Source organism: Opitutaceae bacterium TAV5, assembly GCA_000242935.3.
Lineage (GTDB): Bacteria > Verrucomicrobiota > Verrucomicrobiia > Opitutales > Opitutaceae > Geminisphaera.
This window is the reverse complement of record CP007053.1, coordinates 5,659,481-5,685,435: the sequence shown is the minus strand read 5'-3', so window position 1 is coordinate 5,685,435 and position 25,955 is coordinate 5,659,481. Positions and strand designations below refer to the sequence as shown.

General features: G+C 60.7%; 25 protein-coding genes. 19 read left to right on the top strand and 6 right to left on the bottom strand.

Annotated elements, in window-relative coordinates:
• Positions 1 to 8: 8 nt before the first annotated feature.
• Complete coding sequence (locus tag OPIT5_24080) at positions 9 to 938, bottom strand: dolichol monophosphate mannose synthase (GenBank protein AHF92812.1); 930 nt, start codon at positions 936 to 938, stop codon at positions 9 to 11.
• Positions 939 to 940: 2 nt separating this feature from the next.
• Positions 941 to 1,630, bottom strand: a complete 690-nt coding sequence (locus OPIT5_24075; protein ID AHF92811.1) for a glycosyl transferase — start codon at positions 1,628 to 1,630, stop codon at positions 941 to 943.
• A 378-nt stretch (positions 1,631 to 2,008) separates the two neighbouring features.
• Here OPIT5_24075 and OPIT5_24070 point away from each other — a divergent pair, with 378 nt between their 5' ends.
• Together OPIT5_24070 and OPIT5_24065 are read left to right on the top strand one after the other, a co-directional pair.
• On the top strand, positions 2,009 to 2,482 hold the full coding sequence (locus tag OPIT5_24070) for a ferritin (protein AHF92810.1): 474 nt from the start codon (positions 2,009 to 2,011) through the stop codon (positions 2,480 to 2,482).
• A gap of 76 nt (positions 2,483 to 2,558) precedes the next feature.
• The gene (locus OPIT5_24065) at positions 2,559 to 3,071 is read left to right on the top strand and encodes a hypothetical protein (protein AHF92809.1); all 513 of its coding nucleotides are present in this window, start codon (positions 2,559 to 2,561) and stop codon (positions 3,069 to 3,071) included.
• A 347-nt stretch (positions 3,072 to 3,418) separates the two neighbouring features.
• Here the strand turns inward: OPIT5_24065 and OPIT5_24060 are convergent, their stop codons facing one another.
• Positions 3,419 to 5,044, bottom strand: coding sequence for a hypothetical protein (locus OPIT5_24060; protein AHF92808.1), 1,626 nt, complete (start codon positions 5,042 to 5,044; stop codon positions 3,419 to 3,421).
• Positions 5,045 to 5,285: 241 nt separating this feature from the next.
• Here OPIT5_24060 and OPIT5_24055 point away from each other — a divergent pair, with 241 nt between their 5' ends.
• The 4 genes from OPIT5_24055 to OPIT5_24040 all read left to right on the top strand — a co-directional run bounded on the left by OPIT5_24055 (position 5,286) and on the right by OPIT5_24040 (position 9,327).
• Positions 5,286 to 5,420 (top strand): hypothetical protein, encoded by a 135-nt coding sequence (locus OPIT5_24055; protein AHF94723.1) that lies wholly within the window; start codon positions 5,286 to 5,288, stop codon positions 5,418 to 5,420.
• Positions 5,421 to 5,610: 190 nt separating this feature from the next.
• On the top strand, positions 5,611 to 6,792 hold the full coding sequence (locus OPIT5_24050) for a Fosmidomycin resistance protein (protein ID AHF92807.1): 1,182 nt from the start codon (positions 5,611 to 5,613) through the stop codon (positions 6,790 to 6,792).
• A gap of 109 nt (positions 6,793 to 6,901) precedes the next feature.
• The gene (locus OPIT5_24045; GenBank protein ID AHF92806.1) at positions 6,902 to 8,101 is read left to right on the top strand and encodes a DNA polymerase IV; all 1,200 of its coding nucleotides are present in this window, start codon (positions 6,902 to 6,904) and stop codon (positions 8,099 to 8,101) included.
• Between the two features lie 212 nt (positions 8,102 to 8,313).
• Positions 8,314 to 9,327, top strand: coding sequence for an aldo/keto reductase (locus tag OPIT5_24040; protein ID AHF92805.1), 1,014 nt, complete (start codon positions 8,314 to 8,316; stop codon positions 9,325 to 9,327).
• Between the two features lie 266 nt (positions 9,328 to 9,593).
• On the opposite strand, the gene OPIT5_24035 is transcribed toward OPIT5_24040, so the two are convergent.
• Positions 9,594 to 10,466 (bottom strand): AraC family transcriptional regulator, encoded by an 873-nt coding sequence (locus OPIT5_24035; protein AHF92804.1) that lies wholly within the window; start codon positions 10,464 to 10,466, stop codon positions 9,594 to 9,596.
• Positions 10,467 to 10,653: 187 nt separating this feature from the next.
• On the opposite strand from OPIT5_24035, the gene OPIT5_24030 reads away from it, so the two are divergent.
• The 12 genes from OPIT5_24030 (at position 10,654) to OPIT5_23975 (ending at position 22,958) form a co-directional block, all read left to right on the top strand.
• Positions 10,654 to 11,481, top strand: coding sequence for a GlcNAc-PI de-N-acetylase (locus tag OPIT5_24030; protein AHF92803.1), 828 nt, complete (start codon positions 10,654 to 10,656; stop codon positions 11,479 to 11,481).
• Positions 11,478 to 12,416, top strand: a complete 939-nt coding sequence (locus OPIT5_24025) for a glucosamine-6-phosphate isomerase (GenBank protein AHF92802.1) — start codon at positions 11,478 to 11,480, stop codon at positions 12,414 to 12,416. Before OPIT5_24030 ends, OPIT5_24025 begins: the two co-directional genes overlap by 4 nt.
• A 46-nt stretch (positions 12,417 to 12,462) precedes the next feature.
• Positions 12,463 to 15,012: a hypothetical protein gene (locus OPIT5_24020; GenBank protein AHF92801.1), complete on the top strand. Its 2,550-nt coding sequence runs from the start codon at positions 12,463 to 12,465 to the stop codon at positions 15,010 to 15,012.
• Positions 15,009 to 15,638: a hypothetical protein gene (locus tag OPIT5_24015; protein AHF92800.1), complete on the top strand. Its 630-nt coding sequence runs from the start codon at positions 15,009 to 15,011 to the stop codon at positions 15,636 to 15,638. The genes OPIT5_24020 and OPIT5_24015 overlap by 4 nt, the downstream gene beginning before the upstream one ends.
• Before the next feature lie 52 nt (positions 15,639 to 15,690).
• Positions 15,691 to 16,437 carry a glycosyltransferase family 1 gene (locus OPIT5_24010; GenBank protein AHF92799.1) on the top strand — a complete coding sequence of 249 codons (747 nt, stop codon included), beginning with the start codon at positions 15,691 to 15,693 and terminating at the stop codon, positions 16,435 to 16,437.
• Positions 16,434 to 17,246: an N-terminal cleavage protein gene (locus OPIT5_24005; protein ID AHF92798.1), complete on the top strand. Its 813-nt coding sequence runs from the start codon at positions 16,434 to 16,436 to the stop codon at positions 17,244 to 17,246. The genes OPIT5_24010 and OPIT5_24005 overlap by 4 nt, the downstream gene beginning before the upstream one ends.
• A 57-nt stretch (positions 17,247 to 17,303) precedes the next feature.
• Positions 17,304 to 18,605, top strand: coding sequence for a hypothetical protein (locus tag OPIT5_24000; GenBank protein AHF92797.1), 1,302 nt, complete (start codon positions 17,304 to 17,306; stop codon positions 18,603 to 18,605).
• 19 nt (positions 18,606 to 18,624) lie between these two features.
• Positions 18,625 to 20,697, top strand: coding sequence for a sodium:solute symporter (locus tag OPIT5_23995; GenBank protein ID AHF92796.1), 2,073 nt, complete (start codon positions 18,625 to 18,627; stop codon positions 20,695 to 20,697).
• A 74-nt stretch (positions 20,698 to 20,771) separates the two neighbouring features.
• Positions 20,772 to 21,455 (top strand): hypothetical protein, encoded by a 684-nt coding sequence (locus OPIT5_23990; GenBank protein ID AHF92795.1) that lies wholly within the window; start codon positions 20,772 to 20,774, stop codon positions 21,453 to 21,455.
• The gene (locus OPIT5_23985) at positions 21,422 to 21,685 is read left to right on the top strand and encodes a hypothetical protein (GenBank protein ID AHF92794.1); all 264 of its coding nucleotides are present in this window, start codon (positions 21,422 to 21,424) and stop codon (positions 21,683 to 21,685) included. The genes OPIT5_23990 and OPIT5_23985 overlap by 34 nt, the downstream gene beginning before the upstream one ends.
• A 27-nt stretch (positions 21,686 to 21,712) precedes the next feature.
• Complete coding sequence (locus tag OPIT5_23980) at positions 21,713 to 21,898, top strand: hypothetical protein (GenBank protein ID AHF92793.1); 186 nt, start codon at positions 21,713 to 21,715, stop codon at positions 21,896 to 21,898.
• Positions 21,899 to 22,271: 373 nt separating this feature from the next.
• Positions 22,272 to 22,958 carry a hypothetical protein gene (locus OPIT5_23975; protein ID AHF92792.1) on the top strand — a complete coding sequence of 229 codons (687 nt, stop codon included), beginning with the start codon at positions 22,272 to 22,274 and terminating at the stop codon, positions 22,956 to 22,958.
• Between the two features lie 102 nt (positions 22,959 to 23,060).
• On the opposite strand, the gene OPIT5_23970 is transcribed toward OPIT5_23975, so the two are convergent.
• On the bottom strand, positions 23,061 to 23,798 hold the full coding sequence (locus OPIT5_23970; protein AHF92791.1) for an N-terminal cleavage protein: 738 nt from the start codon (positions 23,796 to 23,798) through the stop codon (positions 23,061 to 23,063).
• A 38-nt stretch (positions 23,799 to 23,836) separates the two neighbouring features.
• Entirely contained in the window at positions 23,837 to 24,529 is a 693-nt protein-coding gene (locus tag OPIT5_23965; GenBank protein ID AHF94722.1) for a hypothetical protein, read from the bottom strand.
• A gap of 142 nt (positions 24,530 to 24,671) precedes the next feature.
• On the opposite strand from OPIT5_23965, the gene OPIT5_23960 reads away from it, so the two are divergent.
• Positions 24,672 to 25,874 carry an ROK family transcriptional regulator gene (locus OPIT5_23960; GenBank protein AHF92790.1) on the top strand — a complete coding sequence of 401 codons (1,203 nt, stop codon included), beginning with the start codon at positions 24,672 to 24,674 and terminating at the stop codon, positions 25,872 to 25,874.
• The last annotated feature ends 81 nt before the right edge of the window (positions 25,875 to 25,955 follow it).

The window sequence follows — 25,955 nt, the reverse complement described above, 5'->3', positions numbered from 1 at the left end:
ATTCAGGCTCAGAAGTTGATCCGCTCCCGCTCCACTACCAGCGGACGCTTGCTCACCTTCGTGTGAATCGCACCGATATACTCGCCGATGATGCCGATAAAAAATAGTTGCACCGACCCGAGGAAAAACAATCCGACCACCAGCGGCGCCTGACCCAAAGGAAACTCGTCCCAAAAGAGCAATTTCCTCACCAGGTAAATCATGCCCGCAACAAATGACAGCAACGCCAACACGAATCCCGTCATCGCCGCCAGCCGCAGCGGCACCTTCGTGTGGCTGGTAAACCCGAGCATCGCGAAATCGTAGAGTGTATAAAAATTATTCTTCGTGATTCCCCGTTTCCGTCTCTGTTGCGTGAAATTAACCCGCTCCACCGGAAACCCCAACTCCGCAATTTGCCCCCGGTGATAGGGATAGGGATCCTCCATTGCCCGCAGTGCATCGTTCACCTGTCGGTCGTAGAGCCCGAATCCGGTGAAGTTCCGCAGCAAATCGACGTCCGACAGCCGCGAAATCACCGCGTAATAACACCGGCGCAGGAAGAAAAAAACCGGTGACTCCTCGCTCTCATTTTTGATAGCCGCCACGATCTTTGCCCCGGTCTCCCATTTGGGTAAAAACTCCGCGATCATCTCCGGCGGGTCCTGTAAGTCCGACGCCAGGTAAATCACCGCATCCCCTGTCGCTTGCATCATGGCGTGGTAAGGTGAACGCACATGCCCGAAATTGCGCACATTAAATATTATTTTCAACCGCTGTTCTGCAGCTGCCAATTTACGCAAGACAGCCTCCGAGCCATCCGTGGAACAATTGTCGATAATTATATACTCCCACTCATACTGAGGAAACCTCCCTGCCACGGCAAAGACTCGCTCGACCAGTTCGCCAAGATTCCCCTCTTCATTATAGCAGCCACTAACAACGGAGACTTTCCTCATAATCACCTCGCAATATTATACTTCAGAATTGCCCATACCGCTCGCACTCCATCCCGCCATCCGATCTTCTTTCCATCCTTATAAGTGCGTCCGTGATAGGCGATGCCCACCTCGTAGACCACGCAATCCAGCTTTGCCACCTTCGCCGTGATCTCCGGCTCGAAACCGAAGCGGTTTTCCTCGATCGTGATCTTCTGGATAATCTCACGCCGGAACATTTTGTAGCAGGTTTCCATGTCGGTGAGATTAAGATTGGTGAACATGTTGGAAAGCAGCGTCAAAAACCGGTTGCCGACCATGTGCCAGAAATAGAGCACGCGATGGGCGTCACCACCCATAAACCGGGATCCAAAAACCACATCCGCATCGCCAGTTACGATCGGCTTCAGCAGCTTGGGGTATTCGTCAGGATCGTATTCAAGGTCGGCATCCTGAACCACGACCACATCGCCGGTCGCAGCGGCAAAACCACTCCGCAGGGCGGCTCCCTTGCCCTGGTTCACGGTGTGAAAGATCACCCGATCGGCGAGGCCGGCCAACTCTCCCTTCAGCAGTTCACGGCTGCCGTCGGTCGAACAGTCATCGACCACGATGATCTCCTTGTCCGCCACCGGAGCGGCGCGCACACGATCGAGGATCGTACGCAGGGTTTTGGCCTCGTTGTAGCAAGGAATAACAATCGACAGTTTCATGTGCACAGGGGAATCGCGCTCGATGAAGCGCGGGAGCCGTCCATCTGCCGGGAGGCGGACGCGAGAGGCAAGGCAATTTCTCGCCGGGACACAGCCTTCCGTATCCGACCTCCGCCACGGCCGCGAAACGGTTCCGCCCCGATCTGGCAGTCCAGCCTCCTCCCGCTCCGGTGCAACTTGAACGGCTGCTTGTGGCGACCCACCCGGCATCTTCTTTCAGCGAGTCAGCGGAGGTTCCGGATGAGGTTTCCGAAAATCATCCGGCAACCGGCTGATCCCGCAACCGCTTGCATTGCGCATAATTGCCATCGTTACCAATCCTTAAACTCCCGTCACTTCATTGACGATGGCGGTTTTCGCGTCATATTTGTGTCCGTTATGCCGACTATCACCAAATCCGCCGCCTCCGCCACGAAGGCCTCGCCCGTCGTCGCCTCCCTCAACACCGCCCTCGCCAGCTCTTATGCCCTGATGGCCAATACCCATTATGCCCACTGGAACGTCGAGGGCTCCGGGTTTTTCTCCCTTCACGCTGCCTTCCAGTCGCAGTACGAAGCCCTTTTCGAAGCCGTTGACGAAATCGCCGAGCGCATCCGCGCCCTCGACCACTACGCCATCGGCGGCCTGCGCAATCTCGCCGACAAGGCCGGGATCGAAGAATTTTCCCATCCCGTCGCCGCCAAGGACTTCATCGCCGCCCTCATCGTCGGCCACGAAAAGGTCATCGCCGACCTGATCACCCTCCGCGACACCTCCGAAGCCGCCAAGGACCTCGAAACCCAGGACCTGGCGATCGGCCGCATCCAGTGGCACCAAAAAACCGTCTGGATGTTGAAAAGCGTCCTCAAGTGAGGTTAGCTGCTCCCTTCGAGCAACTGCCATCAGCCGGCGCCTTTCGCTCTCTGCAAAAGGCGCTTTTTTCAAGCCCATGACTGAGATCGAGTTTCAATTTCAATCCACCGCCGCGACGGATGCACCGCGGCTTCTCGTCGCACCGGAAGACACCGCGACGCAGCCGGCATCGACGCCGGCCGGGGCGCGCCAGGGACGATGTCCCTTTCACGATGGGCCGGAAACGCTGGACGGGCTGCTCGCGGAAATCGGCCTCGAGGACGCCGCCCTCATGGACTGCGCGCTCGATCTGCGCTGCCTGATCCAGGCCCGGCAGGATGCGCGCGCCTGTTTCGCCCAGCTCTGCCGTCTCCGGGCGCAGCTCGACGGGAAACATTATCTGGCGTTTTACCGGATTCGCCGCTGGATGAAACGATTGCTGGCGATGGAAAGCTCGCCCGGGCGCAATGTGCCGTGGGTGCGACATGAATTGCCGCTCGATTGTGCTCGCCCCGACGAAGCCGAGTACCAGTGCCTCGCCCAATGGCCGGCCGACACCCATGGCTGCCTGTCGACGGGGGCGCGGGTGCGGTTTGTGTTTGCGGAGTAGGCGCCTTTTCCCCGGACAATCATGCCCGATCAGGAAAAACATTTTTGGGGATGTTTTTTTGAACAGAAGGCAACGAAGGAAAGGCAGAGAGGCTGAAAAGGTCCTTTCTGCCTTCTCTCTATTCCGGTTCCTCGCCGTTTTCAGTGGCAACTCCCCTCCCTCTCTCGATTGCGGATATTTACACAAAGCTCGCAAAGGGCGCGAAGAAGCAGAAAATCCATGAAGAAACCAGCCCGCCTCCCCGCCCCTTCCTCCCATTCCTCCCATTCCTCCTTCGCGCCCTTCGCGTCCTTTGTACTGCTATCCTGGGGATTCGCACATTTTTGAGAGGATTTTATATGTGCCTTTTATGCGGCGAGTTTTGTGAGTTGATCGACATCGGCCTGATGGGCGGCGAGGAGAGCGGTGACGATCCTGCGGCCGTGGTCGGTGAGCAGCCAGCGGTGGGTGCCGGAGACTTTTTTGAGCAGGCCATGGGCGCGGAGCAGGGCGAGCTGGCGGGTGACTGCGGCGGCCTGGCGTTTTGTGTCGGCGGCCGTGGAGGCGGGCGGATACAGCAAGGCGCGCAGATCGCGGTTGCGCAGGCCGTTGAGGGCAAACTCGCCGCGGCTGATGGCTTCCAGCAAGGCGCCATCGGCGGGAGCCCACGGGTTGAGAGCCCGGTAACGCTGCCGGTCCACGGTGCGTGCCCGGCACACCGGCCGGGCTTCCTGGGCGAGCGGGGTTTTGCCGGTGACGCTGGCCAGGGCGCCCAGATAGCGGCCGTTGGCCGCGCGGCTGACCTCGGCCCGCCGCCACAGGTCGGCCACGCCCCGCCGCAGGTACCTCCATGCCGGTTGCTGCTGCGGATCTGTTTCGCTGGGCCGGTAGACCCGGAAAGGGTGCGGATTGACGATGGTCGTCTCCACCCGCAGCACGCTGCCCTGCTTGTCGTAAACCTTCAGCGAGTTGCCGTTGACCACATGCTTGAGCCGCACCCCTTCGGGCCGGCGCCTGAGCGTGGAGGTGACTTCTCCGCGGAACTTGTCGGGGCAGGCCGCCCCGAGGAAGCGCAGCACGTCGGCACTGCCAAAGCTGCGGATGCCGTGGTGCAGGAACTGCGGATACCACCCGGCCAGGCTGGCCGCGTCGCGGAACATCACATCGGTGGCAAACTCGGTCTGGCTGGCGCTCCAGTAATAGCGCTGCCCGAGCGGGCGGCCCAGTTCGGCGTGCAGGGGATGGGCCTGCTCGAGCAACCCGTCGAGCACCCGGGGCCAGTCGGTCTTCAACTGTTCGTCGAGCAGCGCCTGCGCGCGCACCGGATCGCTCACCCGGGCAAAACAGTTGTCGCGCTGCTCGTAGTCCAGTCCCGCGCGGTCCATCTGCCGGGCCAGCCACTCGCGCCCGTTCAGGCACACCTCCACGTTGAACGGAAACCAGGTCTGCACCCGCACGTGGATCAGGCCGAAACCGGGGTGCTGGTAATAGTGATACAGGTGCGTGCATTTGCGGTTCTCCAGCACCAGGTGGATCTCCCTGCTCTCGCGCTCGCCGCGCACCGCGTAGGACAGGCACGGCTCGACCGCGCTGAACACCGCGATCAGCCCGCTGGCAATCCCCTCCTCCCGCGCAATCTGCCGGGCAAGCTCCTCCTTCGATTGCTGCGCGCAACCCAGGTAGCGCACCGGCCGCCCGGCCGCCTCCGCCGCCGCCCACGCCGCCTGCCGGATGCGCTGCGTGATCTTCTCGGCAAAGGGCTTGAAGTGCTTGATCAGCACCCCGCACGCCTGCAGGTACGCTTCCATCGCCGACGGCTGAAACAGCAGCCTCAGCGTCGCCCGGAACCTCACACGGTCAAATCCGCAAAGTATCCCTGTGATCTGCCCGCCAAATTTGTTAACAAAGGCCTCCGGGACGCCGTGCCCGCTGGTGGATGTCTGGTTATTTGTTTTCACACCCGGACCCTGCCACAAAGCGCGGCGTCCCTCCACTTCGGTTGCGGCTGCGCCGCTCTGTGTCCTTCGTGTAAAAAAGGTCTGAAAGTTCCGCTGCTCTGCGCCGCCGCATAATCTTTTCTGTCTTGTCAGGGGGCACGAGCGCGCGAGGCGGAACGATCACCACTGGAAAGGTCGAAAAATCTCTATTCTCTCTGTTTCCTTCTGTTCAAAAATAACCTCTGCAAGTCAGAACCGTGAAACCGCTCCTCGTGGCGTGCCGCCAAAAGCTGCCCGCTTGACAGCCGAAAAGGTTTGGGCCACCCATTCCGCCTCCTTTTTCCGTTCCATGCATTTCGCCGGTCTTCCGATTCACGCCAATCTCTCCGTCTGCCTCGTGGACGTAGTTGTTGTTGCTGTCGTTTCGAACTGACCGGAGGCGCATTGAACAAGAATCCGATTTTCGCCCTCTCCGGTTCCTTGCCGGAGAGGGCTTCTTTTTGTGGCCCCGGCGGCAAACGGGCCGAAGCGGGTTTTGTCGAAAAACCGCAAGACCGCAAATCCGTATCAACATCATGACTACATCCCGGACGACTCACCGCGCAAACAGCACGGTCATGGGCGTGCTCGTCGCGCTCAGCGTCTCCCACATGCTCAACGACACCCTGCAGGCCATCGTGCCGGCGATCTATCCGTTGCTGAAGGCCAACTTCGACCTCAGCTTCCGCCAGATCGGCCTCATCACGCTGACCAACCAGCTCACGGCCTCGATCCTGCAGCCGTTTGTCGGCAGCTTCACCGACCGGCATCCGATGCCGTACTCGCTCGCCGTCGGCATGAGCCTGACGCTCGTCGGGCTGGTGTTGCTCGGCCTGGCGCACGGATTCGGGATGCTCATCATGGCGGCCGCGCTGGTCGGCATGGGCTCGTCGGTGTTTCATCCGGAAGCCTCGCGGGTCGCCCGGCTGGCCTCGGGCGGCAAACACGGGCTGGCGCAGTCGATTTTCCAGGTCGGCGGCAACTTCGGTTCCTCGCTCGGGCCGCTGCTGGCGGCCGCAGTGATCATCCCGCGAGGGTTGCCGCACACGCTCTGGTTCACCGTGCTCGCACTGGCTGCGATCATCGTGCTGGCCCGCGTCGGTGGCTGGTACCGGGAGCGTCTGCTGATCACGCTGCGCACCTCATCCACCGCCGTCGGCGTGACGGATGCCGCCGCCACCGCGCTGCGCCTGCCGAAAAACCAGGTGGTGCTGGCGCTGGCCATTCTGGGCGGGCTGATTTTTTCGAAATACATCTACCTCGTCAGCCTGACCAACTACTACACGTTTTACCTGATCCACAAGTTCGGCGTGTCGCTGCAGGCTTCGCAGGTGTGCCTGTTCGTCTTCCTGTTCGCGGTCGCGGCGGGGACGATCGTGGGCGGGCCGATCGGTGACCGCTTCGGACGCAAGGGCGTCATCTGGGTCTCGATCCTCGGCGTGGCGCCGTTCACGCTGGCGCTGCCGCATCTCGGGCTGGCCTGGGTGGTCGTGTTCACGGTCATCATCGGGTTCATCCTCGCGTCGGCATTCTCGGCCATCCTCGTGTACGCGCAGGAACTGATCCCGGGCCGCGTCGGCATGATCGCCGGCGTGTTTTTCGGTTTCGCGTTCGGCATCGCCGGCATCGGCTCGGCCGCGCTGGGGACGCTCGCCGATTACAAGGGCATCGATGCCGTTTTCCACGTCTGCGCGTGGCTGCCGCTGATCGGCCTCGTCACGGGTTTCCTGCCCGACGTGGAAAAAGGCATCCGCGCCCGGCGCTGAAAGGGCGTTTCCTTCCCGCAGGTCTCCGTACGCGGGGTGACGGCGCGCAGCGTCGGCCCCTCCGGTTCGGAGTGGCGCGGGCGGGCGAGGTCGTTACATTGCCTCTGCCATGCGACCGCTCCCGACCATCGTCCACCTCGACGCCGACGCGTTTTTCGTGTCGGTCGAGCTGGCGCTGCAGCCGGAATATCGCGGCAAGAAGGTAGCTGTCGGCGGACGTGAACGCGGCATCATCGCCTCCGCCAGCTACGAGGCGCGCGCCTGTGGCGTCTACACGCCGATGCCCACCGCCCGCGCGCTGAAAATCTGCCCCGATCTCATCCTGCTGCCGCACAAGGGCAGCTACGGCGGCGTGTCCCGCCGGATGTTCGATCTTTGCGAACAACTCACCCCGATCGTGCAGCGCAACTCCATCGACGAAGGTTATCTCGACGTGACCATGTGCGGCTTCAAGACCGTGCCACAAATCGAGGAGGCCATCCGCGCCTTGCAGCAACGCATCTGGCACGAATTGCAGATTCCCGTTTCGATGGGCATCGCCACCAACCGGCTCGTCTCGCAAATCGCCTCGAAGCTCCGCAAACCCCGCGGCTTCGTCGTGGTACCGCCGGGCGAAGAGACGGCGTTCCTCGCCCCGTTGCCGGTCGGCAAGTTGCCCGGCGTCGGCGACAAGACCGAAGAAGCGCTGCACGCGCGCGGCCTGCGCCTGGTCAGCGACATCACCGATCTCGCCCGGCGATGCCTCGCGCGCGGCGAATCCGGTGAACGCGAGCTCCAGACCATCCTCGGCCACGGCTGGCCCGACCTGCTGGCCGCCGCCCGCGGCGAGGACGACCGCCCCGTGGAAACGGAACACGACGATGCAAAGAGTTATTCGAAACAGGAAACTTTTCCGAGCGATGTGGGCGATTTTGCCACCATCGAACGCGTGGCCAAGGGGATGATCGACGAGCTCATGCCGGCCATTCGCGCCGACGGCAAACGGGTGCGCACGCTCACGGTCAAGGTGCGCTACGGCGATTTCACCCAACGCTCCGTCGCTCGCACCCTGCCCACCCCCGACGATCTTGAAACGACCTTTTATCCGCTCGTCGCTCCCCTGCTCCGCCAGGCCTGGATGCAGCGCCGCCCCCTGCGCCTCGTGAGCGTGAAACTTTCCGGCGTCGAAGACGGCGCGGTGCAACTGGAGATGTTTGCCCGCACCGACGAAAAGCGGCGCAAACTCGCGACCGTTCTCGATCAACTCAACGCCGCCAAAGGAGTTCCCCGCGTGCAGCACGGCCATCAACTCGACGGGAAAAACCGCTGAGGGATTTCGCCAGCAGGGCGAAACCGGTTAACCGGCATAAAAGTGGCACGGGCATCCCTGCCCGTGGACGGCGCGAAGCGCCGCCCCCCCCGGTGCCGGAACACGGGCTGGAAGCCCGTGCCACCACCACTTCCGATTACACCCCCTCTGCTCCTTCCTCGAACATTCGCTGGCCAACCGCTCCCATCCGGATTACGGTCAGCGCTTCTCCCATGAAACTCACCGACTATCGCCTCTTCGGCCGCACCGGAATCAGGGTGTCGCCGCTCACTCTCGGCTGCATGATGTTTGGCGGCCGCACCGAACTCGACGATTCCATCCGGATCATCGACCGCGCCATCGATGCGGGTATCAATATCCTCGATACGGCCAACGTCTATTCGCGCGGCCGCAGCGAGGAATTCACCGGCGAGGCGCTCAAGCGCAACGGCAAGCGCGGGCAGATCTTCCTCGCCACCAAGGTCCACGGAGCGATGGACGACACCGATCCCAACTGCCAGGGCAATTCCCGCCGCCACATCATCCAGCAATGCGAGGCCAGCCTGCGCCGGTTGCAAACCGACTACATCGACCTTTACCAGATTCACCGCCCGCGTCCCGACACGGCCATCGACGAAACGCTCCGCGCGCTCGACGACCTCGTCCGCGCCGGCAAGGTCCGCTACACCGGGACGACGACCTTTGCCGCCTGGCAGGTCGTCGAATCGCTCTGGGCCAGCAAGGAACTCGGCCTCAACCGCTTCGTCTCCGAGCAGCCGCCCTACAACCTTCTCGACCGCCGCATCGAGCGCGAACTGATCCCTGCGGCCCGCACCTTTGGCCTCGCGCTCATCCCGTGGAGCCCGATCGGCGGCGGCATCCTCTCCGGCAAATACCGGCGCGGCCAACCCGTGCCGGTCGACTCGCGCTACGCCAACCCGAACCCGATCCAGGCCAGACGATTCACCGAACGCGTTTACGATGTCGTCGAGCCACTGTCCGCGCTCGCTGCCAGCAAGGGTGTGACGCTCGCCCAGCTCGCGCTCGCCTGGACCGTCCACCAGCCCGGCATTACCAGCCCGATCATCGGCCCGCGCACGCTCGAACAACTCGAAGACAATCTCGGCGCCCTCGCCGTCACCTTTACCGAAGACGAGCTGCGCAAGATCGACGAGATCATCCCGCCCGGCACACACGTCGCGCCGTTCTACGAAGCCGACTTCGGCCCGCATCCGCACCGCTGGTAACTGAAGTTGGCGATGGCAACGTGGCACGGGCATCCCTGCCCGTGGACGGCGCAACGCGCTGCCTTCCGGAATACGGGTGGCATGGCCATCCTGGCCATGATCTGAAGTGGCATGAGCATCCGGCCCATGTCGGGAGCGTTTCACACCACCCGGAACACGGGCAAGGATGCCCGTGCCACCTCGGCCCGCGTAACATCAGCGGGTAACTGCCTCTGCCCGTTTCCGCGTGGCGCGGGCGTCTCGCCCGCCTCCGGAAGGCACCTGGCTTACTCCCTCACTCCGCCGCCCGCTTCGCGGTATTCGCGCGGCGCGCGGCCGGTGATCTCGCGGAAACGACGATTGAAATTCGAGAGGTTGTTGAAACCCGCTTCGAAGGCGATCTCGCCCACCGGCTTCTCCGTGCCCAGCAGACTGGCGCAGGCGCGCGCCACCCGCAGTTCGTTGAGATGATGATGAAACGTGCGCCCGGCCACCCGCCGGAAAAAGCGGCAGAATGACTGCGGCGACATTTTTATCCACCGCGCCACCTCCGCCTGGGTCAGCTCCGCGTCTCCCGCCCGCTCGTCCAGCCAGGCGAGGATGCGGCCCAACCGCGGATCTCCGTCCGGCGCCTCGCCTCCGCTCACCGGCTCGGGATTGAGACAATAGCGACCCTTTTCCAGCGCAAGCCGCTCCAGCAATTCCAGAACGAGCGCCAGGGGCATGTTGCCGGGCCGGCGCGTTTCCATTCTTCGCAGCAGGTCGGCGCAAACCGACACCACCTCGCCCGTGAAGACAAAACCTCTCCCCGCACTCGTGATCAGTTTCTGGATACGATGGTTTTCGGGCAACTGCCAGAACGCCTCTCCCCAGACGGACGGACGAAAATGCAGCACCCTCCATCTGGCCCCCGTTCTCTGCCCGGGATGAGACCCGTAAGCGTGAGGAAGATTGGCTCCGGCCAGCACCATCTGTCCCGCCTGATAGGGAAACAGCGCCCGCCCCGCATGCAGCACGCCCTGCCCTTTCTCGATCCAGACCAGCTCCACTTCAGGATGAAAATGCCAGTGCGAATCCACGCAGGATTTTTCGAATGACGTCACCTTGACGCCATGCTGGCCGGCCGGCAAAGGCTCGATTCTGGGACGTTCGGGAAGCATCGGGAGACAGATTGGAGGCAGGAGAATGCGGACGAGGCGGAAGGCGGTTTCCGGCAGGAAATGCGATCCGGGATTGCATTTCCCATGCCGGGACGAGGCAGGGTGAAACGCGCAGGGTTAATTGCGTACCGGTATAATGCAAGCCAGAGGAAGACGCACGCCGCCGTCCGGTTTATGCTGGTGTCGCATGGTAACGCTTCCCGCCCATCCTGTTGTTCTGGCCGCCGCCACCCACCCCGACGACATCGAATTCTGTTTTTCCGGCACCCTGCTCCTGTTGAAGGCGGCGGGCTGTAAAATCCACATGTGGACGCTCGCCAACGGCTGTTGCGGCGACATGACACGAAGCCGCGAGGAAACCGCCCGTATCCGCTGGGCCGAAAGCCAGGCCTCCGCCGCCGTCGCCGGGGCGACCATGCATGCCCCGCTGTTCGATGATCTCGCGGTGTTTTATGACCGGGAGTCGCTCGCTGCCGTCAGCGCGGTCGTTCGGGAAATCCGTCCGCACATCATTCTCACGCATTCGCCGCAGGACTACATGGAGGATCACCAGAACACCTGCCGCCTGGTCGTCACCGCGGCGTTCAGCCGGGGAATGCCCAACCACATCTCCCATCCGCCCCGGGCGACTTGCTCCGATCCTGTCCGCATCTACCATGCCGCCCCGCACGGCCTCCACGACGGACTGGGTGTGCCATTCCAGCCCGACCTGCTCGTCGACATCGAATCCGTGCTGCCGGCCAAGCGCCGCATGCTCGCCTGCCACCAGAGCCAGCAAAACTGGCTCGAAACCACCCAGGGCATGGAAGCCTACATCGAGGAAATGGTTTCGATGGCCCGCGAGATGGCCGGGAAACACACCTTTGGCCCGATTTATGCCGAAGGCTGGAGACGTCATGCGCATCTCGGTTTCTGCCCGCCCGATTACAATCCGCTGAGCGCACTGCTCGCCGAAAACATTCATTCCCTCACTTCGCTCGATAACCAGCTCTCCCAGCCTGTCTCGCTCCCATGAGTCGCCCGATCAGCAAACTTGCCGAAGGATGGTGGGACTACACCACCCTCGATCCCGAAATCCTCACCGACGCCGCCCGCCTCACGGCCCGCGACCTCGAACAGCTTTCGCGACCCGGCTTCACCGTCAGAATCCATGACACGCCGCAGGAATTTTACGCCGCGCAGGCGCTCGAATACATCGCCGCCTGGCAGCAGTCCACACCCGACAACCCCGCCGGCATCTGCGGCCCCGTCGGCCCGACCGAACAACTCCCGATCGTCGCGCAGATGGTCAATGCTCTCGGCCTCGACCTGAAAAAGCACGACGCCCATTTCTGGGGCATGGACGAGTGGATCGGCGACGACGGAAACCCGGTCGATTCTTCCCATCCCCTCTCATTCGCGCGCTGCGACAACGAACTGTGTTTCGACCGCATTCGCCCTGACCTCGCGCTGCCCGCCGCCAACCAGCATTTTCCCAACGGTGACCTCGCCGCCTACTCCGCCACGTACGATGCCGCCCGCTGCGTCGTCATGCAGGGCGGCCAGGGCGAGATCAAGCACTGGGCCTTCAATGACCCCCTGCCACGCGAAGGCGAGTTCCGCGACGCCCCCCCCTCCCCCGGGCAGTACCGGGAGCTCGCCACCCGTGTGGTTCGCCTGCACCCGGTCACGATCATGCAAAACGCCCGGACATCGGGCGGCGGCAATGTAACGATGGTTCCGCTACGCGCCTGCTCCGTCGGTCCGCGGGAAACGTGGAAGGCGGAGACCGTGAGCATCTGGCACCCCGGCCACCACGACAACCCCTTCGGCATCCGCCTGACCGCGCTGATGATCTCGAAAAAAATCCGCGATAGCGCCGTACCGATGTCGCTCCTCGCCGACCATCCCGACGTAAGATTCAACTACCTCCGCCCCGGCATCGGCAGCGTGGCCGTAGAGATGCACTGAATTCCCATCATATTTCGCTTTCGTTTCCTAAATTACATTTCTTCTCATGCGCTTTTATCGTCACACAACGCAGTCCATCATTCTCGCTGTTCTTGTGGTATTTTTTGTCGGAATCCCCGACATCACGGCAGGCAATGAATTTATACTGGCGGGTGAAGAACGCAACGTGGTCGCTCTTTCCTCCGGGTTTCAATCCGACGAAAATAACCAAAACGTAGCCGCGGATCTCGCCGTTATTCTTGGAGAAATCACCGGAAAGACACCCAGGACAGAACATGGCGCTTCCCATGGCATTGTCCTGGCCGTGGCCGCGGATTTCCCCACGCTGGCAAAGGAGGTTTCCCTCGACCCCGACAATCCATTGGGGCGAGAGGATTATCTTATGCGTTCTTCCGGAAATCGCTTGTTACTTATGGGAGCGACGGCTCTCGGCACCCACCGTGCCATCGCCGACCTGCTTCACCGTTGGGGATATCGGCAGTTTTTTGCCGGGAAATCCTGGGAGGTTGTCTCCCGGACGGAGACCTTGAGCCTGGTCGTCAACGAAGTGCAGCGTCCCGCATATCATTTCCGGGATATTTTCACGGTAAATTACCTCCCCGGAGAAGAAGACGCGTTCAAGCGGTGGCGCTGGCTAAACCGCCTCGGGGCCGGCTTCACCCTGAACACGCGCCACGCGTATGGCGACATTTACAAGCGCAACGCCGCGGAGTTTGCAGAAAAACCCGATTATTTCGCATCCGTTGACGGCAAGAGGCCTGACCAGACCAGCACGCAACATTTCAAATTCAACGCCGCCAGCCCTGCTCTGCTGCAACTCCTCGTCAACGATGCCCAAAATTTCTTCACCGCCAACCCCACCGCCGATTCGGTTAGCATGGAACCCAGTGATTTCAGCGGCTGGGACAATACCGGTGAGGCCTCCAGGATAATCGGGGGTCCCTCCAATCAGGCTGTTACGATGGCCAACGTTGTCGCCCGCGAAGTTGCTGCTCCGTTGGGCAAATACGTCGGCATGTATGTCTACTACGACCACCAATACCCACCCGATATCGCTGTCGAACCCAACATCATCGTCAGTTTTGCCACGCGCTTTCTCAAACCTGGTCGAGACCTTTATGAGTCCATCAGAGCTTGGCAGGAGAAAGGTGTGCGGATTGTGGGTATCCGCGACTACCATTCCGTCACCGGATGGGATCTCGCCCTGCCTGGCCGCGCTCTCGGCGGAAACCTTCATTATCTTGGTCGAGCCATCCCCAAATTTCACGATCATGGCGCTCGTTTCTACACCACCGAGTCGCAAAGCGCGTGGGGCGCCTACGGCCTTGGTTATTACGTAACCACCCGTTTGCTTTGGAACCCGGGCGAGGACCCGGAGGCAATCGTGGCCGATTTTTTGGAAAAAAGCTTTGGTCCCGCGGCCGGGCCGATGGCTCGTTTCTATAGCCTGCTCAATGGCGAGGACTCCATCATGCTTCGCCACCTGAAACCCACCCGACTCTACAGTCCGCTACTCGAAGCCCTTGATGCTTCCAGCGGGCGCGAGGACGTGCAGCGACGCATCACCGAACTCCTCGCCTATGTCCGCTACGTCGAGTTGATTGGAAAAATGGATCGGGCACGGGAAGAGGATAAACCCGATTTGCTGCGCGAAATTTATGATTGGGTATTCCGCATCGACTCGATGAAAATGCTGCCGACAAAAGCACTTGTGCTGCGGAAACGTCAGGCGCTGCGCGGACTCTACGTTCGCTATCTGGATCTCTCCGATCGGGACATCGCCGCCATGCAACAAAATGCCGCAGCCCGTCCTGTGTCTCGGGAAGAGCTGGTTGCATTGGCGCGCCCGGTGGTCGGGCGCCCGGATGCCATCACGTCATCCCTGGCTCTCCCGTCCTCCCCGATGGAAAACAAGATTGTATCCAGTCCATGGATGCGCAACGCCGCCTGCTTTGTTTTTCCTCTCGCCGCCGATGATCGTGTCGAAGCCACGCTCTCCATGCGTCGCTTCGGCTTCTCGGAACAGCCTCGTTACATAATCGAAGGGCCGGATGGCCGCATCCTCAACCGGGGCCAGCTACAGGGAGACAGGAGTCAGGTGATCATCGAAGGCGCCAGCCCCGGCTACTATGCTCTCATCGTCGAATACACTCCCAACTTGGTGAGATGTGAGGCTCCCCGTGGTTTTTACCTGAAACCGCCGTCTGATACCGCCAGCCTGGACGTCGTCCGCTACACTGGTTCGCTCTACTTCAGCCTGCCCGAAGGGCAAAACAGTCAGGTCATCGTTGGGGGGCAGGGCGATGGTGAGAAGGTTGGCGTGGTGATCTTTTCCGGCGACGGCCAGATAATCGCTTCGGCCAAAAGCGTCAGCGGCAACCAACCGTTGGTGACCGATCTCCGCGGCGCTTCCTCTCCTGGCATCCATCGAATCCGCATCAGGAAACCGGAGACGGGCCATTTCGAGGATGCCTTTGTCAGGTTTTCCGGAGGCCAACCGGACTTGATCGCACTGTCACCCGATTCGCTTCCTGCCCAGCAGGGAAAAACCGCCGTCGCCACTGCCACGACAACCTCCTCGACCGTCTCTCGGTGAAATCTTCACACAACACTCTCCTGCTCCTGGCCCTGTTCTTCGCCCCCTGCGCGTTGCTACGGGCCAGCGTGCAGGTGACAATGGCGACCGCAAAACCCACTCAATCCGTCATTGCGAGTTATGAAGCGCTCCCCGGTAGCGCGGGCAATACAACCGCTTTTTGGAGAGGCACCGGTCCCTTCCGCCATATCGGACAGTCCTTTGGCATTGCGACGAAAGAGGAGTCCGTCCGGCTGTCAGGCGTTTCCTGGAAAATCTGGAATCTTGATTCCTCGGTCGAAGGGAAAAAATTCAGCATCAAACTCTACCGACTCACGGCTCCCAACAAGGCCCCCGACCCTGAAAAAGATCTGCTTCACTCCGAGGAGGGTCTCCTGCCTGACATTCTGGAAGAGGGATACTATCTCACATTCACGTTTTCCAGTAGTGTGAAGCTGGCTCCTGCCGGTGCCTACCTCGTGCTCTTCGGCTTTGAGGAGGCCACATCCAAGGATGCCAGTGCCAAAGTGCTGGGGTTCGAGCGTTCGGAAGGCAGGGCAAATTTCGACGGGCGTCTCTGGATCTACAACGGAACCGCTTTTGTCGCGGACAACAAGGCGATGACCTTCTTCGCACATGGGCAATGATCGGTCCCCATTCCTTTCCTCATCCACCACCAATCCAAACATACACGATATCATGAAGACAAAAATCCGACTGCATTTCCTGTTCTCGATTGCCTTGGCAGGCTGTGCCCTCGCCAGCTCCGCCAAGGCTGCCGTCAGTGTCAGCCTCAGCGCCACTGCTCCAACCGAGGATGTTTATAAATTTCAGGAGATCCCATCTGGAGGTACCGCCTCCAATGTTACCGCCTACAAGAGGGTCAGTAGCACCATATTGGAACGGACTGTCGGCCAAGGGTTTTCTACGGAAAGCGAGACAGGCGATCTCCTGATGACTGCGGTGACATTCAAAATTTACAATTTTTCTGACGCGGTTGAAGGGCTGGATTTCACCATCAGTCTCTACGAGGGAACGAGCATCACCGCTGCTTCTCCAGCAAGTGCCACGCTGCTTTCCCGCCAGACCGGAACACTACCCGAAACGCTTGTGACAGGCAATTACATCACCTTCGATCTGGGGACGCCGGTCACGCTCAGTCCCGACAAATATTATTCTGTCGTGTATTCCTTTGCCGAACTCACATCTTCTGGCAGCACAGCCAACTCCATCGGTTTCGCGACAATCGGTAGCGGTAACTCAAATACTACCGGTGGTCGCCGCTGGCTCGGTGACGACGGAACCTACACTGGCTCGACCTCCAATGGCCTGGTTCTCTACGTCCATGCGGTTGCGGTTCCCGAACCTGCAACATGGGCGCTTCTGTTCGGAATCTTTGCCGCCGCCCTTGCTATCGTCCGGAAACGTTTATCGATCGTCTCATGAAACCGGAGATATCCCCTTCTTCCCGCCAGATTCCCGGTTGCCGGACATCCGGACATCGCCTGCGCGGGCAGTGTTGGGACGGCTTCACGTTGATCGAACTCCTCGCGGTCATTGCCATCATCGGGGTGCTCGCGGCGATCACACTGGTCACGGTGGGGAAAGTGCGTTCCGCCGCGCAATCCGCGCGCTGTATGGCCAATCTCAAAAGTATCGGCACCGCACTACTGACTTATGCGACGGACAACAAAAACATGCTCCCGCCCGCCGCCAACCTCCCCAACAGCCCTGTCCCGGCGGTCAACTACACTGGCCCGCTTTTCCGGCAAAAAACTTTCTGGTTCGACGCTCTCAATCCCTACATGGGCCATCCCGCATGGGCGGCGGACCGTGCGACAAATTTCCCGGAGCCCACCGACACCGGTTCCGGCCTTCCCTTCCCCTGGCAGCAATGCCCCTCCAAAACCTACACGCCTCTCATGCGTGCGAACGTCGGTTACGGTTGGAACGCATGCAATTTCGGGTGGGATGGCTCCAAAGCCACGTCCTTCGGCTATGCTATCCGCCTCGATCAGGTTGAGACCCCTTCACGCACCATCATCGCCGGCGACTCCAAAGATCCCGACTTCATGCCGGACCAATACGCCTTCGACCGTTACATCTACGACTACGACCATGAAACCCGATATCCCTATCCCAAACGGCACAACGGAGGAGGCAACTACGTGTTTCTGGACGGTCACGTCCAGCGTATTGCTGCTGAACGCATGAGCACGCGCGAGGTGATCGACCTCTTCAAAAAAACGAAATAGCCCCCCTTCCCAAGCGCGAACACGCTCCCAGCGCACGTCACCCGTCTTTCATTACACATGAGCAGATCTCTCCCTCATCATTACGACGCCCTCGGCACGGCTGACAAAATCGCGACTCTGCTTGAACCGGAAATCGTGCGTCAGTCGCTGCAAGGCGCCGCCCAATGGCTGCGCGCCGCTGTCGCCGCGACCGGTCGTCCCGACAAATGCTGCCGTGATGCGCTTTACCATAACGACGGACGCATCACCTGGTTTTACCCCAACAGCAACACCGCCGAACTGCTTTCCGCATGGCTCGACCTTGCCGAAATCTTCAATGCCTCCGAATATCTCGACCAGGCCATCGCCTATGCGGACGGGCTGCTGAATGACCCCGTTAAAGGCCTCCTCAACGACCCCGCTCATCCCGAAGCGCGCGGCATCCCTTGGTATTGGACGGACGGCGGCACCTATGCCGGTCACTACGCCATGCGCATGCCAATCCATTTTCTCCGTATGTATCTAAAAACTGGATACAACCGTTATCTCGACATTTGCGACATCATCGGGCGTACCCTGCTCGCACGCCAGCTTGACAGCGGGCTGGTGTCCGCCGCCTGGGATCCGAATTCGGGCTGGATGCACGAAGCACGCGTAGGCAGCCGTTACGTCTGCGCTGCCGCCACCTTTGCCGTGCTGTGGCGCCTTACCGGGGACGATGCCTATCGCCGCGCGTGGGAAAAAGCGCTCGCCGCCACCCTCTCCATGCAAAACCCCGATGGCTCCCTCTTCCACTGCTACGATCCGCGCACCGCACAACCGCTCCACTCCTACGTCAAACTCCACTTCACCGCCTATGTACTCGACATGATCGAGCATGCCCATGCAGCCACAAGCGATGGCAGGTTGCTGGAATGCGGACGCAAAATCGCCGATCATCTGGCCAGCGTTTTTTACTACCGTCATATTGTCCCGTATTGCGTCGGCAACGTCACTGACCCCACGGACCAGATGGAAGCGGAAAAGCCCGTGACCGATTCGGCCCCCGGTCTGTTCTGGCTCGCGCAAAAAACCGGCGTGGCCGTTTATCGTGACATCGCGAAAAACCTCTGGTTTGGGTCGTGGCTGCACCAGTTGCCGCAAGACCGCGAACCCGGATGGGCTGGCGCCCTGATGGGAGGAAGTCCGAGACCCGACGTCCGCGAGACGCCTGCCGGTGTTCCGACCAATCGCCAATATGTGCATTACGATCCCACAGTCATCGGCCGTTGCGGTGTCTGGAACATAACGCACCATATCTTCGCTTCACAGAAGTTGCTCAAAACAGTTTTAGCCACGAAACAGAATCCTGTTTCCCCCATCCTGGAAGAACACGTCTGATCCAGACATCTGCAGTTCCATGAACATGCATGCGATCGACTGGATGATCCCGGCCGGAATCATCGTTTTCCTCCTCATGATTTGCTGGGGAGCATCTCGCCTGACGAGCAGTGTGGCGGATTTTCTCGCTGCCAATCGCATGGCGGGGCGCTACCTGCTGGCCATCGGTCAGGGTCTGACCGGGTTGGGTGCGATCAGTATCGCAGCCAATTTCGAAAAATATTACCAGGCCGGTTTTGCCGCCTACTGGTGGATGCAAATGGTCGTTCCCGTCGGGCTGGTTCTGGCACTCTCCGGTTTTGTGATCTACCGCTATCGCGAGACGCGTGCGCTCACCATGGCGCAATTTTTCGAGATGCGCTACAGCCACAATTTTCGCATCTTTTCCGGCATTCTTGCCTGGTTGTCCGGGATTCTCAACTACGGCATCTTTCCGGCGGTGAGCGCCCGGTTTCTGGTTTATTTTACCGGATTGCCGCAGCATGTGGAGTGGCTCGGCTGGTCGATTCCGACCATCGCTCCGGTCATGATCATCCTGCTGACCGTGGCCATAACGATGACCATGCTGGGCGGGCAGATTTCAATCATGATCACCGACATGATCCAGGGACAGTTCGTGACGCTCGCGATGTTGCTGATTCTTGGTATCCTGTTCTGGCACATGTCGTGGAGTGATGTATTGGAGGGGCTGCGTCACGCGCCGGAAGGGCAATCGCGCATCAATCCATTCAAACAGCAGAATGTGGCGGATTTTAACGTGTGGTTTTTTCTCATGATGGGCGTGCTGCAGGTTTATGGAACCCGGGCCTGGCAGGGATCCCAGGGCTACAACGCTGCCGCGCGCACCCCCCACGAAGCGCGCATGGCCGGCATTCTGGGAGAGTTTCGAGGCATGATCACCGGACTCGTCATCCTCATGGTGCCGATTTTTGTCTTCGCCTACCTGCATCTGCCGCAGTTTTCGGAGAACGCTGCGTTGGTGCAGGAGCAGTTGTCGCAGATTGGTGATGTGCAAATCAGAAAGCAGATGCTCGTGCCGATGGCGCTGGGTGACATCCTGCCGGTGGGCGTGATGGGCATCTTCGCCGCCGTTGTCATCATTGCGGCGGTCTCCACGGACAACACCTACCTGCATTCCTGGGGAAGCATTTTTATCCAGGATGTGCTGCTGCCATTGCGCAGGAAACCGCTCACTCCGCGCGTGCACATGTGGGTGTTGCGGTTGTCGATCCTGAGTGTGGCCGCGTTCGCTTTCACCTGGAGCCTGGTATTTCCGCTGCACGACTACATCTACATGTATTTCCAGATTACCGGGGCGATTTATCTGGGCGGAGCGGGGGCGGTGATCATCGGCGGACTGTATTGGAAACGCGGCACGGCGGGCGGTGCGTGGGCGGCAATGATCACGGGATCGGTGCTTGCGGTATCCGGAATTATGCTGCGCAACGTCGTGTGGCCCTCGCTGCTCCCACGCTGGCGCGAGACCGCACCGGACTACTGGTTGTGGGCGTCGTTGCCCGAGATGTTTCCACTTAATGGCATGCAGATGTCTTTCGGCGCGGCCGGGGCGGCGGTGGCGGCTTACGTTCTGGCGTCGCTGTTGTCGAAAACTCCACCGGCCGACATGGACAAGCTGTTGCACCGGGGCCAATACGCGGTGGCTGGCGAGCATGTGGTCCAAGCTTCCATTGACCAGGTTGCGCCGGTGGCGAGCGCATCTGTCGTCCCTACCATCCGCCGGACGTGGTGGCAGCGACTCGGCGTGGGGGCAGAGTTCACACGCGGCGACAAGGTGATCTATGTGCTCAAAATCAGTTGGGCGATGTTCTTCGTTTTCGTATTTCTGATTGGCACAACAATCAATTGGTTTTGGCCAATCCCTGATTCTATCTGGGAAAAGTGGTGGGGATTCAAGGTGGGCATTACGATTGTGGTCGGATTCATCACCGTGGTCTGGTTTCTCTGGGGCGGTTTCCACGATCTTTTCGTCATGGCTCGACAATTACGGGACACAAAACGCGATGCCGCCGACGATGGCACGGTGCGCGCGTCAGAGCGTGTGCAAATCAAAGAAGAGAAAAACGCACCATGAACCACAGTCGGTCCATAACGGTCGCCTTGGCTGGCATACTGCCTTTTCCCGGCTGCGCATCCTTGCAATCAACCATGCCTGCTCATTCTGACGCCCCCCCCGTTGTCCGTGCGCTGCGGACAGACACTCCCGTCACCATTGACGGGAAACTCGACGAGACCGTGTGGCAGTCGGCGCCATCCTGGCCTCTGTTGCTGCCGGACGGTTCGGCTAACTCCCCGGCAGAATCCGGGAGCGTGCAGTTGTCGTGGGATGATCGCTACCTCTATGGAGCGTTCACGGTCACAGATCGTGACGTGGTGCAGACGGCGACGGAGGATCAGCAGCACCATTACCAAACCGGCGATGTGCTGGAGTTGTTCATCAAACCGGCGTCCCGCTCATGGTATTGGGAATTTCATGTCACGCCCAACGGCCTGAAAACCGCGTTTTTTTATCCCAGCCGCAGCTACAAAAATCTGCCCGGTCCACTCAACTATCGCAGCGGCCTGCGGGTGGCGGCGCAAATTAACGGCACGCTCAACAACTGGCGTGACAACGATCAGGGATGGACGGCCGAAATAGCCATCCCTCTCGATGAACTCGCCGCGCAAGGCGTCCCACTCGATGCCGAAAACGCATGGACAATTCTGGTTGGTCGTTACAACTACGGCCGCCACCTGTCTGACAGGGAACTTTCCTCCCATCCGGCACTCTCCCGTGCAAATTTTCACCGTTACGAAGAATGGGCGTGCCTGGAGCTGGTCCCGCCAGAGTGAACGATTACGTGACCGGGTCCTCCCTTGCCAACTTGCTTCTGTCCCGGTCCACGGTCTGTCTTTCGTCTTTCCGAACTGCTGTCATGCCTTCACCGATCCTTCGGATCCTCCGCGTGCAACCGCCTTCCGGCTCCGGCTGGGGCGACATCCGTCAGGCGCTCGCGTCCGCGAGAAATGGCGGAATTCGTCGCGACGCCGAAATGCGCGACGCCGAAATGCGACTTGCGTGACCACGCATCGCGATTAGCTTTCCGCCCATGAGTGTGAAAGAGCAGTTGCTGGAGTCGTTCCAGTCCCTTCCGGACAATGTTTCCTGGGAAGAGGCGGAGGAACGGTTGCGTTTCCTCGCTGCAATTGCTGAGGCTGAAGCCCAGATCGATCGTGGAGAGGGAATCCCTCACGCAGAGGTGAAAGCCGGGATGCTCTCGTGGTTTCAAAAATAATATGGGCTCCACGAGCGCTGGAGGATTTACGGCGAATTGCCACCTATATTGGCAAATCCAGCCCGATTCGGGCGGAACGCTTCTGCCTCCGTTTGATCGTTCATGTTGAAACATTGGAAGCGTTTCCCCTTAAGGGCCGGATCATTCCGGAACGGAATCAGGAAAAGCTGCGTGAATTGGTTTTTCCTCCCTATCGCATCGCATACGAAGTCCGTCCGGATAGCGTTATCGTCGTCCTTTCGATCTGGCACTCGGCCCGCGGACCGATTGATTTGCAGGATAATTCCCAGGCCGGAATTTTGCTATACGGACAACCGCGCAACCTCTCCCCTGCCCGGCCAACGCCCTGCCTTGCAATTTTTCCACGATCACCATGCCTTCACCGATCCTCCAGATCCCTCGTGTGCAACCGCCTTCCGGCTCCGGCTGGGGCGACATCCGCCAGGCGCTCGCGTCCGGCCTGGTCCAGAGGCTCGGGCAGCCCTGGCGGGATCAGCCCGAAACCGCGTTCGCTCCCGGATGCGTGTGGCTCGGCCTTCACGAGTCCACTCTTCTCATCCACGCCGAACTCGCCGACCGTGAACCGGCCAACCGCGCTACCGTCCCGAACGAGCGCACCTGGGAACTCGGCGACGTGCTCGAACTGTTTCTCAAGGCCGAGGCGAGTGACACCGGAACCGGCTCCAGCGCCTACTATGAATTTCACATCACCCCGGAAAACCGGCGGCTCCAGTTGCGTTTCCCGGCGACCGCCGCCCTCCGCGATATCCGGGAAAAGCGGGCAACCCTCGATTCGTTCATGATCGCCGACAGCCTTTTCGAAAGCCGCACGGAGATCTCCCGCGGACGCGACGCATGGCAGGTCTACGCACGCTTCGATCTGCGCCCTCTTTTCCCGGACCCCGCCGGCATTCCGTCCGGCCTCCGTTTTCTGATCAGCCGCTACGACTACCAGCCGGGCGCCGCCAGGCCGGTCCTGTCGTGCAACGAATCCTCGCGCCTCGCCCGGCCCGATTTTCATCACATCCCCGGCTGGACGCAGGCTGTTCCGGAATCATAAGCCCGGAAAACAAACGAGGCAGGTGATCTCCTGTACCACCTGCCTCGCGAACCATATCTTACCTTACGCCGTTACCGGGGGAAGCGGGTCAATTGTCGCGTCTTACCGGTCGGCGACCAGATTGCCGTAAGTCACTGTACCCTTTTTCAGCACAACCGCGTGACCGTCCACCATCGCCACCGGGGCACCGCTGCGACCTCGGTAGCGAAGGCCGCGCCGGTTCTGTTCATCTACATCGGAATCGGTCGGGATAAGCTCGGTAAGTTCTTTCGTGCTATCCCTGTTTTTGAATTCGGCCGGCTCCGAAAATGTCGCGAACGCCCACGTATTCGTCCGCTGTGCGGCTTCCCCGACGAGTATTACCTGCGAGGGTCTTGCCACCTGCGAACGGGGCAGCCGGGTATCACCGCCGGATGTATCCGCACAAAGCAGACCGTGCGCCGAATAGGTAAAAGGCATGGTGGCACTCCCCTCTGAGCTGTCATTGACAGGCAGCAAGGCCAGCGGAGACACATAGAGACTCTCCCGCGCAGAAAGAACTTTTTTGGGCAGGCCGATGTATGAGACCAGTTCCGATGTCCAGTACAGCTCACCTTCGCCCTGCTTGTAATAGTAGCCTGGAGGGAATTTGTCCTTGTTGTCATCGGCATAGGTGTTCATCGCCAGCGCGATCTGCCTGAGATTCGAGACCGACTTGACCTCGCGGGCCGCCTTTCGCACCGCGCCCACCGTCGGGAGGATGATGGCCGCCAGGATACCGATGATCGCGATGACCGTGAGAAGCTCGATCAGCGTGAACGCGCGTGAATCGCCGCCGCGATGGATGTTGGTAGTTTTCATGAATCCTTTGTCTTTGTTCTGATCGATCGGGATAAGCTTCAGCAGGTCTTGCGCCGGAAACGCCCGCCCATGCGGCACGCCGTCATCGTACCTGCGATACCGGCCAGCAGCAACGCCGTCGTCGAAGCCTCGGGGATGGTCGGCCCGCTGCCAGGCGTGACCGCAAGGTTGTCGAAGGTGATCGTCTGCCGGCCCGCCCCTGAATTGTTGGCAAACTGGAGCGTGATACTCGTCACACTGCTGAGGACATCCGCCAGCGAAGCCGTCCCCTGCACGGAGGAGGTCGTCGCCCCGTCAAACAGGAACGAGAAGGTCGTATAGCTGCCGGAAGTCAGCGCCTGCCCGGCCGTCACCCAGATCGAGGTGGCTGCATCATTCGGATCGCCGTTGGCAATCTGCGCCGACACCAGCGTATCGGCCGCCGGAGCCGTCCCCCCGGAGGAAACCGTCACCGCAAGGTCCACCGTGAAAACCGTGCCGGATTCGTACGACTGCGCCGAAGCAAACGTGTAACGCACCCGCCCCAGATTGCCTCCACCCCAGTTGGCGGAATAACTGGCCCCGCGACCGGTCTGTCCGCCGGCGATGCTGTAGATGCCATCCGCGGTGGCAGCCCCGGACCGGCTCCAGGCGGTGTTCTGCGCCTGAATGTAGGTCGCATTGTTGTATTCGTCGAAATTATCAATCACGACGACCTGTGCCCGACCAAAGAAGGGAGAAACTCCCGCCATAATTACCAAGGGTAACAGAAGACATTTTGAATGTTTCATGTGTCGAAATATTTTGAATTTTCGAGATCACATCAAGCAGATTTCGCGCCCGTCCATGATTTCCCCGTTGTTTTTCGCGTCTTTTTTTCGATAGATTCCGGCAATGGAATTTTTCGAGAAAGCATGGCCGCTGGCTGAAAGCGGCGAAGGAGCCTTCACCCAGAAAGCCGGAGCCGAGCGCAACCGCCTGCGCGTGCTCGGCCTGATCGCCCGCCGCCAGTGCCTCTCGCAGCGGCAGATCACCCGTGCCACCCGGCTCCAGGCTTCCACCGTCTCCAACATCGTGCGCGACCTCAAGGAATCCGGCCTCGTGCGCGAGGGCGCCCCCATCGAGGCCGAGCGCGTCGGCCCCAAGGAGACCGAACTGGAGCTCGTGGCGGACGCCGCCTGGAGCCTCGGCGTCGGCCTGGAGCCGCTCGGCCACCGCCTCACCCTCGCCAATGCAGCCGGGCACGTGCTCACCCAGGAAACCCTCCCTCCCGGGATGTCCGTGGACGAACTGGCTGCCCTCCTGCCAGCCCGCCTCGCGGAGCTGGCCGACCGCTCCGGCCTCGCCATGGAGCAGTTTGCCGGGGCCGGCATCAGCGTCCCCGGTGTCGTCGATTCCGCCAGCGGCACCATTCTCATGTCCCGCTCCCTGGGCGTCACCCGCTTTCCGCTGCGCCAGACAATCGCGGAAAAACTCGGCCACCCTGTCTGGGTGGAACGCAATGTCGCCTGCGGCGCTTACGCCGAGCACCACATCGGAGCCGCCCGCGACCGCGATTCCTTCATCTACTTCCTGCTCAGGAACGATCCTGGCCAGCCCCGGGTCTTCGGTCTCGCCCTCGTCATTGGCGAAAAAATCTTCCATGGCAGCAACTCCGCCGCCGGCGAAGTCGACCGCAACCTCCTCTCGGCCTGCTTCACTCTCGCCTCCGGCCAGGCCGGCGCAGCGGACCCTCTCTCCGACGAAGCCTCTCTCGACGCCTTTTATCGCGCCTGGGCCGAGGGCCTCGCCGGCATCGTCAACCTGCTCGACGTGAGCTGCCTCATCCTCAGCACCAACGACGAACGCTTCACCCGCGACCGCTTCGGCATCGTGCGCGACACGGTTGACCGGAACCTCATCCCGGTCCCCGGCCGCCGCTTCGACCTGTTGCGCTCCGGCATGGGCCTCGAGGGCACCGTCCTCGGAGGCGCCCTCCTCGCCCTCCATCGCGGCCTGGCCTCCCGGCTCGGTCAGCGCAAGTCCGGCTCGCAGACAGCCGCGGGCGACAACAACAAACCGCGCACGCCCCGCAATCCGGACAGAAAACGGAAATAACCCGCCCGTCCCTCCCGGCCGGCCGATTGGTTCAAACGCCGGGCCACAGACTCCGAAAGTCGACCAGAAAATATAAGTTAC

Coding starts and splice junctions, on each gene's coding strand:
- OPIT5_24020 (AHF92801.1), top strand. CDS start 12,463: ATGCGCTTTTATCGTCACACAACGCAGTCCATCATTCTCGCTGTTCTT.
- OPIT5_24030 (AHF92803.1), top strand. CDS start 10,654: ATGGTAACGCTTCCCGCCCATCCTGTTGTTCTGGCCGCCGCCACCCAC.
- OPIT5_23970 (AHF92791.1), bottom strand. CDS start 23,798: ATGAAAACTACCAACATCCATCGCGGCGGCGATTCACGCGCGTTCACG.
- OPIT5_23985 (AHF92794.1), top strand. CDS start 21,422: ATGGGCGTGCCTGGAGCTGGTCCCGCCAGAGTGAACGATTACGTGACC.
- OPIT5_23980 (AHF92793.1), top strand. CDS start 21,713: ATGAGTGTGAAAGAGCAGTTGCTGGAGTCGTTCCAGTCCCTTCCGGAC.
- OPIT5_24075 (AHF92811.1), bottom strand. CDS start 1,630: ATGAAACTGTCGATTGTTATTCCTTGCTACAACGAGGCCAAAACCCTG.
- OPIT5_23975 (AHF92792.1), top strand. CDS start 22,272: ATGCCTTCACCGATCCTCCAGATCCCTCGTGTGCAACCGCCTTCCGGC.
- OPIT5_24000 (AHF92797.1), top strand. CDS start 17,304: ATGAGCAGATCTCTCCCTCATCATTACGACGCCCTCGGCACGGCTGAC.
- OPIT5_23995 (AHF92796.1), top strand. CDS start 18,625: ATGAACATGCATGCGATCGACTGGATGATCCCGGCCGGAATCATCGTT.
- OPIT5_24045 (AHF92806.1), top strand. CDS start 6,902: ATGCGACCGCTCCCGACCATCGTCCACCTCGACGCCGACGCGTTTTTC.
- OPIT5_24035 (AHF92804.1), bottom strand. CDS start 10,466: ATGCTTCCCGAACGTCCCAGAATCGAGCCTTTGCCGGCCGGCCAGCAT.
- OPIT5_23965 (AHF94722.1), bottom strand. CDS start 24,529: ATGGCGGGAGTTTCTCCCTTCTTTGGTCGGGCACAGGTCGTCGTGATT.
- OPIT5_24070 (AHF92810.1), top strand. CDS start 2,009: ATGCCGACTATCACCAAATCCGCCGCCTCCGCCACGAAGGCCTCGCCC.
- OPIT5_23960 (AHF92790.1), top strand. CDS start 24,672: ATGGAATTTTTCGAGAAAGCATGGCCGCTGGCTGAAAGCGGCGAAGGA.
- OPIT5_24005 (AHF92798.1), top strand. CDS start 16,434: ATGAAACCGGAGATATCCCCTTCTTCCCGCCAGATTCCCGGTTGCCGG.
- OPIT5_24065 (AHF92809.1), top strand. CDS start 2,559: ATGACTGAGATCGAGTTTCAATTTCAATCCACCGCCGCGACGGATGCA.
- OPIT5_24010 (AHF92799.1), top strand. CDS start 15,691: ATGAAGACAAAAATCCGACTGCATTTCCTGTTCTCGATTGCCTTGGCA.
- OPIT5_23990 (AHF92795.1), top strand. CDS start 20,772: ATGCCTGCTCATTCTGACGCCCCCCCCGTTGTCCGTGCGCTGCGGACA.
- OPIT5_24025 (AHF92802.1), top strand. CDS start 11,478: ATGAGTCGCCCGATCAGCAAACTTGCCGAAGGATGGTGGGACTACACC.
- OPIT5_24080 (AHF92812.1), bottom strand. CDS start 938: ATGAGGAAAGTCTCCGTTGTTAGTGGCTGCTATAATGAAGAGGGGAAT.
- OPIT5_24040 (AHF92805.1), top strand. CDS start 8,314: ATGAAACTCACCGACTATCGCCTCTTCGGCCGCACCGGAATCAGGGTG.